The following is an 11,877-nucleotide window of genomic DNA, read 5'->3' as shown; positions in this document are numbered from 1 at the left end:
GGGGTGTGCCGTCTGCGGGCGGGTGAGGGCTGGGCGCGCGGTTCCCCGCGCCCCTGGGGGCGTGTGCCGGGGCCGGTGTATGGACGTGGGGCGAGTCGCGGACAGAGCGTGCTCCGCGTACGGGCGTGTCGTCACGCGCCCGATCGCGCCGCCTCCCGGACCTGTGCCGACTCCAGGCGCTCGGCCGTCCGTTCGGCCGTGCGGCGGGCCCAGGGGCCGTTGGTGACGGCGCCGAGGACCAGGACGGCGAAGCCGCAGGCGGCCAGGATCCACCAGCCGGGGCGGGCGGCGGAGACGAAGGTGTCCCGGTACGACGAGGCGCCCACGCCCGCCGCGAGCACCGCGCCGACCACCGCCACGCCCAGGGTCTGGCCCAGCTGGCGGCTGGTGGAGGCGACGGCGGCGGCGACGCCGGCCTGGGCGCGGGGCATGCCGGAGACGGCGGTGTTGGTGATGGGCGCGTTGACGAAGCCGAAGCCGACGCCGAACAGGACGTAGCCGAGGAAGAGGGTGACGTTCGACGTCTCGGCCTCGAAGGCGGCGAACAGCACCCCGCTCACGGTCAGCGCGCCGCCCGCGATCAGCAGGGGCAGCCGCGGGCCCCGGGTGCCGACCAGCCGCCCGGACAGCGGGGCGCACAGGAAGGTCGGCACGGCCATCGGCAGCATCCACAGCCCGGCGTGCAGGGCGCTCAGCCCGCGCACGTTCTGCAGGTACAGCGTGGACAGGAAGAGGAAGCCGCCCAGCGCGGCGAAGGCGCTGACCGCGATGACGGTGGCCCCGCTGAACGGCGCCGACCGGAAGAAGCGCAGGTCGATGAGGGGTTCGGCGCGGCGGGGTTCGTACAGGAGCAGGCCGAGCAGTGCGGCGAGGGCCAGCACGGCGAAGGGCAGCACCGTCGCGAGCCCGGCGTGCGGCGCCTCGATGATCGCGTACGTCAGTGAGCCGAACAGCACGATCACCATCAGCTGGCCCAGCGGGTCGGGGCGGCGGGCCTTCGGCGCGCGGGACTCGGGGACGAAGCGCAGGGTGAGCAGGAGGGCGGCGAGACCCACCGGCAGGTTGACCCAGAAGATCGAGCGCCAGCCGACCGACTCCACCAGCAGGCCGCCCACCAGCGGACCGGCGGCCATGGATATGCCGACGACCGCGCCCCACACCCCGATCGCGCGGGCGCGCTCGCGAGGGTCGGTGAAGGTGTTGGTGATGATCGACATGGCGACCGGGTTGAGCATGGAGCCGCCCACCGCCTGCATCATCCGGAACACGACCAGCCAGGACAGGTCCGGTGCCAGCGAGCACAGCAGCGAGCCGAGGGTGAAGACCACCAGCCCCGTCATGAAGACCCGCTTGCGGCCGATCCGGTCGGCCGTGGAACCGGCGAGCATCAGCAGCGCGGCCAGCACCAGCGTGTACGCGTCGATCGCCCACTGGAGTCCCGACGTGCTCGCGTCGAAGTCGCGCTGCATGGCGGGCAGGGCGACGTTGAGGATCGTGTTGTCGATGCTCACGATCAGCAGGCTCATGCAGCAGATCGCGAGCACGAGCAGACGGCGGCGGTGGGTGAGCTCCGGCATGGCCGCCATCGTACGCGCGTTTCGATAGTGCGGTTAACTAATGATCCATACATGATCTTCGCTTCCGGGCCGCGACGAGCACCGTCCCGCGTGCGTGACAATGGAGGAATGTCCACGCCCACCACGCCCGCCCCCGAGACCACCACCCGGCCGTTGCGGATCGGCCCGCACACCGTCGCGCCGCCCGTCGTGCTGGCGCCGATGGCCGGGATCACCAACGCGCCCTTCCGCACCCTGTGCAGGGAGTTCAGCGGGGGCAAGGGCCTGTTCGTGAGCGAGATGATCACCACTCGGGCGCTGGTCGAGCGCAACGAGAAGACCATGCAGCTGATCCACTTCGACGCGACCGAGACGCCGCGCTCGATCCAGCTGTACGGCGTCGACCCGGCGACCGTCGGCAAGGCCGTCCGCATGATCGCGGAGGAGGGCCTCGCCGACCACATCGACCTGAACTTCGGCTGCCCCGTGCCCAAGGTGACCCGCAAGGGCGGCGGCTCGGCGATCCCGTACAAGCGGAACCTGCTGCGGGCCATCGTCCGCGAGGCCGTGAGCGGTGCCGGGGACCTGCCGGTCACCATGAAGATGCGCAAGGGCATCGACGACGACCACCTCACCCACCTCGACGCCGGCCGCATCGCCGTCGAGGAGGGCGTGAGCGCCATCGCCCTGCACGGCCGCACCACCGCCCAGCACTACGGCGGCACCGCCGACTGGGACGCCATCGCCCGCCTGAAGGAGCACGTCCCGGAGATCCCCGTCCTCGGCAACGGCGACATCTGGTCCGCCGAGGACGCGCTGCGCATGGTGCGCGAGACCGGCTGCGACGGCGTCGTGGTCGGGCGCGGGTGCCTGGGGCGGCCGTGGCTCTTCGCCGACCTGGTGGCCGCCTTCGAGGGACGTACCGACTCCTTCGTACGGCCCACGCTGCGCGAGGTCGCCGACGTGATGGTCCGGCACGCCACCCTGCTCGGCGAGTGGATCGGCGACGAGGCACGCGGCGTCATCGACTTCCGCAAGCACGTCGCCTGGTACCTGAAGGGCTTCGCGGTCGGCTCCGAGATGCGGGGGCGGCTCGCGATCACCTCCTCCCTGGAGGCGCTGCGCGCCGGCCTCGACGAGCTCGACCTCGACCAGCCCTGGCCCACCGGCGCCGACGGCCCCCGCGGCCGCACCTCCGGCAACAACCGGGTGGTCCTGCCGGACGGCTGGCTGAAGGACCCGTACGACTGCGCGGGCGTCGGCGAGGACGCCGAGCTGGACACCTCGGGCGGCTGATCAGCTCCCCGTGGGGTGCGGCGTGGAGCCGTACGCCGTCAGGAAGCGGTCGCGGAAGGAGCTCATCTTCCACACCGGGGCGTCCTGGGCCGGCTCGAGGCCCTCCGTCCAGTTCCAGTCGTCGATCGCGGCGAGCACCTCCGGGTCCCTGGCGACGACCGAGACGGGCACGTCCCGGCTCGCCCTGTCGCCGCTGACCCGGGCGAGCGGCTGGTGGTCGCCCAGGAAGACCAGGACGGTGTCGTCGGTGCCGTAGCGCTCCAGCCACTGGGTGAGGCTCGTGAGCGAGTACTCGACCGACCTGCCGTACTCCTCCTTGGACCGGGTGGAGTCCGCGATGACGTCGGACGCCTTCACGCCCGACGCCTCGATGCCGTCGAAGACCGAGCCGTCGCCGATCGACTCCCAGTCGACCATCTCCGGGACCGGTGCCCAGGGCTGGTGGCTGGAGGTCAGGATGATCTCCGCCATCAGCGGCCGGTCCCGCTCCCTGCCGTGCTCCAGCCGCTGGAAGGCCTCCAGCGCGTACTGGTCCGGCATGGACGACCAGCTGAACTTCGGACCCTCGTAGCCGACGTCGAAGGCGTCGTAGACCTTGTCGAGCCCGAACCACTCCGCCTCCGGCCAGGCCTTTTGCACACCCGGCATCACGCCGACCGTGTCCCAGTCGCCGGTCTTCCCGAACGCCTTGGTGAGGGTGAGGTGGTCGCCCGCGGTGACGGTGCGGTAGCGCTGCTGGTTGTCGACCCACAGGCCCGACATGAACGTGGAGTGGCCGAGCCAGCTGCTGCCCCCGAACGTCGACGACGTCAGCCAGCCGCTCCGCCCCCGGAAGCCCGCCCCGGCCAGCGCCTTCGTGCCGGTGTCCAGGGCCCGGGCGACACCCGGTGCCATGACCGGGTCCTCGAGGGCGCTGCGGCCGTAGCTCTCGATGAACGTGAAGATCACGTCCTTGCCGCGCAGGTCCGGCACCAACTGCGCGCCGGGCGTGGCGCCGAAGCGGTCCGCCCTCGCCTCCCTCGCGAACGCCGCCTCGTCCCGCAGCGTGTCCACCACCCGGTGCGCCTGCGCCCGAAGCGCCGCGGAGGCGCCGCGGGTGGCGACCGGCACGCCGAAGGTCTGCACGCCCAGCGCCACGCAGGTCATCCACACGGTGGCCGCCATCAGCGCGCCCCGGGCCGCCCGCTCCCGGTGCCCGGCGAGCAGCTCCCCGAGCCGGACCGCCGCCAGCGCCATGAGCACCAGCAGGAGCAGGACACCCACGACCGCGCCCACCGCCGCCCAGGTCGCGGCCGCCCCGCCCATCGAGTCCGCCACGTAGGACTGGGCGTCGTCCAGCAGGCCCCAGTCCAGGACGACGTTGAAGCCCCGGCCCAGGTACTCGGTGAAGCCCATGTCGAGCAGGTTCAGCACGGTCAGCGCGCCCAGGGCGAGGCCGAAGAGCGCCGCCGCCACCAGGCGCGGTACGCGCGGCAGGCAGAGCAACAGCACCGCCGCGATGACCGCCTCCACCGGGATCCGCGCGAACCGGTTCGGCTCAAGGGCGACGAAGGTGTTCGGCAGCAGCAGCGCCGTGAGGAGAAGGGCGGCGGCGAGGGTGGTGGTGGCGCGGCGGACGGCGCGGGCGGTGCGGGGGTACCGGGTGCGCCAGGCGCGCCAGTGGGCGAGGCGGGCCTTGAGGGACGGGAGCACGGCGGGTCCGGGCGGGCCGGGGGCTTCGGGGGCTTCGGGGGTTTTAGGGGCGCCGGTGGCGTCGGCGGGTGCGCCGGGTGCGCCGGGAGTGTCGGGTGTGCCCGGAGTGCCGGTGGTGCCGGTGGTGCCGGTGGTGCCGGTGGTGCCGGTGGTCCGCGACGACCGGCGGAAAGGCGAGATGACAGGCACCCGAAGGTCCTTCCGTACGTGACCCGGTGGACGGCGGGCCCGGCGAGGGGGCCGGACCCGCCGCCCTGTCGTACGTCCGCCGCGCGCGGTGTGTTCACCTCGGGCCGGATCACGTCCGCATGGTGAAATCCGGCGGCCTGTGGCAGCGTGATTCTCGCCACCTCTGATAAGGGCGGTGCTCAGATGAGCGGATCTTGAGCGATTCCACTTCCTCAAGGTGTGGCACTCAGTGCCACGGCTTGATCGTTCATCGATCGAACTCAAACGTAGAGAATAGCGCTCAGAAGAGCGATCGACGGGGACCTCGGGAGCCCGTTCGTTCAAGAAGTGAAAACACAATGCCTCGGTCGCTTGCCAAGCCTTGACTTTCGATCCGCTGGCGGACGAGTGGTTACAGGCGCATGACGCGCAAGTGGACGTACCCAGGAGCCTTTGATCTGGGTACATTCCTCGCCGTCAGGGCAGCCACCGCGTCCTCGAGGAGTCGAGACCCGTGTCGGAAAACAAAGAACCCCAGGTAGCGAACACGGCGAAGTTCGTTTACGACTTCACCGAGGGCAACAAGGACCTCAAGGACCTCCTCGGCGGCAAGGGCGCCAACCTCGCCGAGATGACCAACCTGGGCCTTCCGGTCCCTCCCGGCTTCACCATCACCACCGAGGCCTGCAAGACCTACCTCGACAGTGGCGAGGAGCCGGCGGCACTGCGTGACGAGGTGAGTGCGCACCTCGACGCCCTCGAGGAGAAGATGGGCAAGAAGCTCGGCCAGGCCGACGACCCGCTCCTCGTGTCGGTCCGCTCCGGAGCCAAGTTCTCCATGCCCGGCATGATGGACACGGTCCTCAACATCGGCCTCTCCGACAAGTCCGTGCAGGGCCTGGCCAAGCAGGCCGGCGACGACCGCTTCGCCTGGGACTCCTACCGCCGCCTGATCCAGATGTTCGGCAAGACCGTCCTCGGCGTCGACGGCGACCTCTTCGAGGAGGCGCTGGAGGCGGCGAAGTCGGCCAAGAAGGTCGCGGTCGACACCGAGCTGGAGGCCGCCGACCTCAAGAAGCTGGTCACCAAGTTCAAGAAGATCGTCAAGACCGAGGCCGGCCGGGACTTCCCGCAGGACCCGCGCGAGCAGATGGACCTCGCCATCAAGGCCGTCTTCGACTCCTGGAACGGCGAGCGCGCCAAGCTCTACCGCCGCCAGGAGCGCATCCCGCACGACCTCGGCACCGCCGTCAACGTCTGCTCCATGGTCTTCGGCAACCTGGGCCCCGACTCCGGCACCGGCGTCGCCTTCACCCGCGACCCCGCCTCAGGACACCAGGGCGTCTACGGCGACTACCTGCAGAACGCCCAGGGCGAGGACGTCGTCGCCGGCATCCGCAACACCGTCGCGCTGGCGGAGCTGGAGCAGATCGACAAGAAGTCGTACGACCAGCTGATGCAGATCATGGAGACGCTGGAGAACCACTACCTGGACCTCTGCGACATCGAGTTCACCATCGAGCGCGGCCAGCTGTGGATGCTCCAGACCCGCGTCGGCAAGCGCACCGCGGGCGCGGCCTTCCGCATCGCCACCCAGCTCGTCGACCAGGGCCTGATCGACGAGGCCGAGGCCCTCCAGCGCGTCAACGGCGCCCAGCTCGCGCAGCTGATGTTCCCCCGCTTCGACGACGACGCCAAGGTCGAGAAGGTCGGCCGGGGCATCGCGGCCTCCCCGGGCGCGGCGGTCGGCAAGGCGGTCTTCGACTCGTACACCGCCGTCAAGTGGTCCCGCTCCGGCGAGAAGGTCATCCTGGTCCGCCGGGAGACCAACCCCGACGACCTGGACGGCATGATCGCCGCCGAGGGCATCCTGACCTCGCGCGGCGGCAAGACCTCCCACGCGGCCGTGGTCGCGCGCGGCATGGGCAAGACCTGTGTCTGCGGCGCGGAGGAACTGGAGGTCGACACCAAGCGCCGCCGGATGACCGTGCCAGGCGGACACGTCGTCGAGGAGGGCGACGTGATCTCCATCGACGGCTCCTCCGGCAAGGTCTACCTGGGCGAGGTCCCGGTCGTGCCGTCCCCGGTCGTCGAGTACTTCGAGGGCCGCATGCACGCGGGCGCCGAGGACGCCGACGAACTGGTCGAGGCCGTGCACCGCATCATGGCCTTCGCCGACCGCAAGCGCCGGCTGCGGGTGCGCGCCAACGCCGACAACGCCGAGGACGCGCTGCGCGCCCGCCGCTTCGGCGCCCAGGGCATCGGTCTGTGCCGCACCGAGCACATGTTCCTCGGCGACCGGCGTGAACTGGTGGAGCGGCTGATCCTGGCCGACACCGAGGCCGAGCGCGAGGAGTCCCTTCAGGCGCTGCTCCCGCTCCAGAAGCGGGACTTCGTCGAGCTGTTCGAGGCGATGGACGGCCTGCCGGTCACCATCCGCCTCCTCGACCCGCCGCTGCACGAGTTCCTGCCGGACATCACCGAGCTGTCGGTGCGCGTCGCACTCGCCGAGTCCCGGCAGGAGCCGCACGAGAACGAGCTGCGCCTGCTCCAGGCCGTGCACCGCCTGCACGAGCAGAACCCGATGCTGGGCCTGCGCGGCGTCCGTCTGGGCCTGGTCATCCCCGGTCTGTTCACCATGCAGGTGCGGGCCATCGCCGAGGCGGCGGCCGAGCGCAGGGCGGCCAAGGGCGACCCGCGCGCGGAGGTCATGATTCCGCTGGTCGGCACCGTCCAGGAGCTGGAGATCGTCCGCGACGAGGCCGACCAGGTCATCGCCGAGGTCGAGGCCGCCACGGGTGCGAAGCTCAAGCTGGCGATCGGCACGATGATCGAGCTGCCGCGCGCCGCGCTGACCGCCGGGCAGATCGCCGAGGCCGCGGAGTTCTTCTCCTTCGGCACCAACGACCTGACCCAGACCGTGTGGGGCTTCAGCCGCGACGACGTGGAGGCCAGCTTCTTCACGGCCTACCTGGAGAAGGGCATCTTCGGCGTCTCCCCGTTCGAGACGATCGACCGGGACGGTGTCGGCTCCCTGGTCGCCGCCGCCGCGAAGGCCGGCCGCGCCACCCGCCCCGACCTCAAGCTCGGCGTCTGCGGTGAGCACGGCGGCGACCCGGAGTCGGTGCACTTCTTCCACGAGGTGGGCCTGGACTACGTCTCCTGCTCCCCGTTCCGGATCCCGGTGGCCCGCCTGGAAGCGGGCCGGGCGGCGTCGCGGTCCAAGGGCAGCGACCACCGGTAGCCCCGAGGGGGCCGCAGGCCCCGGAGCCGCCGTCTGTCACCCGACCACCCTCACCGATCGGCGGCGGCTCCGGACCACGGGAAGAGGCGGCACCCTGTGCGGGGGTGCCGCCCTCTCGTGCATCAGCTGCGGAAAATGTCAAGCAAGGTGGCTGACCAGGAAAAATGGCGTTTGCTTGCGTTGGTTGCCGTTGATCCCGCGCGACGCTGTTGTGCCCTCGCTGTGCCCTCTAGTTGAGCCCTGCCGGAAGCGAGCCGTGTTACCCGCTTTGCAGGTTTGTCCGGGTTGGTCAAGGCGTGATCCAGGGTCGTTCAGAGGCGTTCAATGCCGTGCGGACGGCATGCCGATCCGGCTGAGTGAACGGTTCTGAACCACCGCGTACGGCTACGAATGAGAAGAAAATGAGACGGCCCTACCGGGCTGGAGATGCTCAGGAGACCTGCCGCGCAGCTCGAATGGATCGCTCGGCAGGCTCCCAGTCCCGGATCTCGTGGCCTGTGTGACCAAGATTGGAGCTTGACGTTCCGCTGTGGCCGTTGGCTGGACAGACGGTCCTTAACTCCACCACCGTTCGACTGGCCATGGAGGCGGAACGGTATTGGCCCACCTCGTGGGATGGAAGGTCCGAAAGACCAACCGGTTCTCATCACCCTCCACGGGATAGGGTCCTTCACGCATGAACGGTGGGGCAGGGGACGGAACGGGCATTTTTTCCGTCACATGTCGAGAGGGCCTCTCAAAAGCCCATCGCGACGTAGATGCCACGATTTCACGGTTAATCTCTGCGGTTTCGATTCCGTCTAGCTGCAAGGGCCCCCGGGGTCTCACATGAGGGAGGAACATGGCGAGCAGTGTAGAGGGCCCTAGGGGGAATATTATGGCTCCGGCTGTAGCAACACCTGCCCTCTCTCTTCGGCTTCTTGGTGGCCCGCCTATCATGATCACGGGTTCATCACAGGTGACCAATATGGGTTTGGTTTCGAAGGTATACCAATTACGGGCGAAAAGGTGTTCAGCCATTGCAGCCGCCGCAGATCCTGATTGGGCGACGATCGACGGATCCTGCGGTTCAAAAAATACGTCCCCATTTACAATCTCCTGGAGCTGCGCGTAGGCGGTTTCTACGTCTTCAGCAGTTGACGGCATGCCCGCGTCTATCAACATCTCGCGCACGCCGTCCGGAGATACCCCCTCGTACCTCAGCTGGAAATAGTCCCGCACCATCAACCGGTTTGCCACTCTGAAGGAATGACCGCGCGTTATTTGGAGAGCCAGAAAGAAGGAGAACTGTGCTCGTTGCGGGGGTGATAGTGCTTCCGGACCTTGCTTCGTCAAAACATCTACAATCCCCACTGAAAGCCCTTCGATTTCTCCGAGCATTTTCTCAAAAAGCAACGGGGGGATTACGTCTGCGTCTACATCCGGAGATTCCAGGCGGTAGTAGTCCGTTTCACGGGCCGCTTTCTCAGGCGGAGAGAGATGACTCTTCCCCTTGTCGATGTGCGTTACTCGAATCTTTCCGTTCTCTGCCCAGCGTCGCAGGTAAGAGGCTGGTACGAGGTGATGCTTCCTTGGTGCCGATCCGCCGACATCATCCCGTCGGGCACTTTCAAGCAGAGCCAAGAATTCGCGCGGCTCACGCCTCTTCTTACGCTTGGTCACGGCAAGTAACCTAGCATCTTACCCGCTCGGATGCTTGAGGTTTACTGAAGTAGGTTTTCTGTAGACGCTTCCAATTCAGGGGCCGAGGTACCCGCCGCTTCGGCTGCATCTGCGTCGCGTCGCCTGGCATGCCATTCGTAGGCTCGAACCCGATCCCAAAAAATGTGATGCAGCAAGGCGGTGAAGGTCTCTATGATAGAGCGGTGTGTGATGCGGGTGCAGAGCCGCAGAAGTTGACGCAGAGGGGGGACACGTGCCTGTCAGAGACCAAGCGCTGTGGAGTCTCGCCGAGCCGGCCATTCGGGATGCCCTGGAAAAGATGTCTAGGGTAGTGGCGGAAGACAAGAAGATCGATAGCTATGACTCTTACCCTGTCGTGGAGATGAAGGAAGGGGAGATATTTCCAGCGTTCAAGACTCAATATCACGTACCGGACTTTCGAAAGGTTTTTGGATGGGGAAGCGGATTCCAGTCAAGGCCATTCACCTATGAAGGAATCCAGGGTTTCGCGGAACTTGTCTCATATGTCAAAACCCAGGCCGATTACGCATCCTTTCTTGGGGTCGGGCGTACCGAGTCGAGTGATCTCTTGGCGGAAATGGCCGAATTTGGGGCTAGGGGCCTAATTCTTGAAGTAGCCGCGCGGCATGCCGACGCTCGCGGGTTTGAATGGGATGAAGAATATGCTCTTTCTAGATACTTGGAGGTGGAGACATGGTGGCGCGGGGGAAAGCTCCCTGTTGACATTTTTGTGCCAATCGTAAATGTTTCGTTTGAGGATGATCAACTTCAGTTGTCTGATTCGGTGAGCATCGAACGAATCACTGACGAGCAGCATCAAGCAAGGGTCATCGGATTGAAGCCCTATGAGCGGGATGATTGGCTTGTTAGGGCGTATACCCATGCTGTAGTGATTCGGAATTCTGCTTCTGTCGAGTGGCCATTCTTGATGGGGCGAGAGCAATGGAATGTATTTCCATACGATCAAGTTGATCGCGTGGTCCACGCAGTTTCGATCCTTGTTTCTGAACCCACAGGATACGATCAAGTTTGTTTTATTCCAGATGGGTGGTCTCACGGGTATCGGCGAACGCTCCCTATGGTCACGCATGCCTTTTCTGCGGAGCGCTATGATCGGCAAATTTCGCGAGGTAAATTCTCGCCTACGGAAACTTTGTCATCGGAACAGGGGAGTCGGGTCGCAGACTTTTACAGTGCTCTAGAGGTTGCTCATCCTCAAGTTTCACTCGCTGCGCGTCGGCTTCAACTTGCTAGTCTTCGTGAAGATGAACTAGACGAGATAGTTGACCTGTGTGTCGGGATAGAGGCGCTCCTAGGCGGAACGACCGCTGGAGATACAACATACAAGCTTGGGATTCGGGGAGCCGCTGTCTTGACGCGGGCCAAATATCAGAGATCGGAAATGGTGGCCCAGCTGATCAAGAAAGTCTACGCCTATAGATCAAACATCGTGCATGGGCAAGTGAAGTACGAGAAGAAACGGATCGTGTCACTTGATGGGAAGCAATTTCTAGCGACTGACATTGCGGGAATTCTTCTGAGGGAGATTCTGGCAGTCATGTTGCGCGAACCGGACCTCATCTCAAAAATCGATAATGACCGGGTAATTTTCGAACTATTGGACAGTCGGGGGCCAGTGGCGAGCGAAGGCTGTTAGTGAAGCGAGCTGCTTGTATCAAGCGACCCTCGGAGGGATTTCAGTTGCCGCACCTGACGTGGGAAACTGGACCCGACAGAGGCGCCGCTGGAGGACGCCGTCAGGTTCGGGGAGGGGGCGGTCGAGTGCCGCAGGGTAGTCCGCGAGGTACGTACCTGATCGTTGCAGAGTCGCTGCGAAGCAAGATCCAGGCGGAGCGGGGCATCGAGACCTTGCCGTCAGAGGCTGACCTGATGGACTCGCACAGCGTCTCCCGGAACACGATCCGCCGCGCACTCAAGGTTCTCGAAGCTGACGGGGTTGTCGAGTCTGCCCCCGGGATCGGGTGGCGCGTGGTCCGAGGGGGTGACCGGCGGTCGCTCGTGGAGCGCATGACGGACGTGATCAGAGAGGACTCACTCTCAGTAGGAGACACGTACCCGTCTGAAGCGAAGCTGTGTGAGCGGTTCGGAGCGTCCCGGACCGCCGTGCGCCGTGTTCTTGCTCAGATGGAGGGAAACGGCTTGCTCGCCACTGTGCATGGCAAGGGCCGGACGGTGCGCGCCCTCCCGACTGCCACCGCGCGGCCGTAGTCTTGGCCG

At 66.4% G+C, this 11,877-nt stretch carries 7 protein-coding genes; 4 read left to right on the top strand and 3 right to left on the bottom strand.

Annotation, left to right across the window (positions count from 1 at the left end):
• Positions 1 to 131 precede the first annotated feature (131 nt).
• Positions 132 to 1,577, bottom strand: a complete 1,446-nt coding sequence (locus QC283_RS00615; RefSeq protein ID WP_279559294.1) for an MFS transporter — start codon at positions 1,575 to 1,577, stop codon at positions 132 to 134.
• A gap of 108 nt (positions 1,578 to 1,685) precedes the next feature.
• Here QC283_RS00615 and dusB point away from each other — a divergent pair, with 108 nt between their 5' ends.
• On the top strand, positions 1,686 to 2,852 hold the full coding sequence (gene dusB / locus QC283_RS00610) for a tRNA dihydrouridine synthase DusB (RefSeq protein WP_279559293.1): 1,167 nt from the start codon (positions 1,686 to 1,688) through the stop codon (positions 2,850 to 2,852).
• Here the strand turns inward: dusB and QC283_RS00605 are convergent, their stop codons facing one another.
• Positions 2,853 to 4,733: a CDP-alcohol phosphatidyltransferase gene (locus QC283_RS00605; RefSeq protein ID WP_443032524.1), complete on the bottom strand. Its 1,881-nt coding sequence runs from the start codon at positions 4,731 to 4,733 to the stop codon at positions 2,853 to 2,855.
• A 493-nt stretch (positions 4,734 to 5,226) separates the two neighbouring features.
• Between QC283_RS00605 and ppdK the strand changes: the two genes are divergently transcribed.
• Positions 5,227 to 7,956, top strand: coding sequence for a pyruvate, phosphate dikinase (gene ppdK, locus QC283_RS00600; protein ID WP_279559292.1), 2,730 nt, complete (start codon positions 5,227 to 5,229; stop codon positions 7,954 to 7,956).
• Positions 7,957 to 8,511: 555 nt separating this feature from the next.
• Here ppdK and QC283_RS00595 read toward each other — a convergent pair.
• On the bottom strand, positions 8,512 to 9,618 hold the full coding sequence (locus QC283_RS00595; protein ID WP_279559291.1) for a DUF4238 domain-containing protein: 1,107 nt from the start codon (positions 9,616 to 9,618) through the stop codon (positions 8,512 to 8,514).
• Positions 9,619 to 9,871: 253 nt separating this feature from the next.
• On the opposite strand from QC283_RS00595, the gene QC283_RS00590 reads away from it, so the two are divergent.
• Together QC283_RS00590 and QC283_RS00585 are read left to right on the top strand one after the other, a co-directional pair.
• Positions 9,872 to 11,296: a HEPN domain-containing protein gene (locus QC283_RS00590; RefSeq protein WP_279559290.1), complete on the top strand. Its 1,425-nt coding sequence runs from the start codon at positions 9,872 to 9,874 to the stop codon at positions 11,294 to 11,296.
• A 125-nt stretch (positions 11,297 to 11,421) separates the two neighbouring features.
• The gene (locus tag QC283_RS00585) at positions 11,422 to 11,868 is read left to right on the top strand and encodes a GntR family transcriptional regulator (RefSeq protein ID WP_279559289.1); all 447 of its coding nucleotides are present in this window, start codon (positions 11,422 to 11,424) and stop codon (positions 11,866 to 11,868) included.
• The last annotated feature ends 9 nt before the right edge of the window (positions 11,869 to 11,877 follow it).

The sequence above is a fragment of the Streptomyces sp. DH41 genome, from assembly GCF_029813785.1.
In the GTDB taxonomy this organism is placed as follows: domain Bacteria; phylum Actinomycetota; class Actinomycetes; order Streptomycetales; family Streptomycetaceae; genus Streptomyces.
The sequence above is the reverse complement of the archived record's forward strand: the minus strand, read 5'-3'. Positions and strand labels throughout refer to the sequence as shown.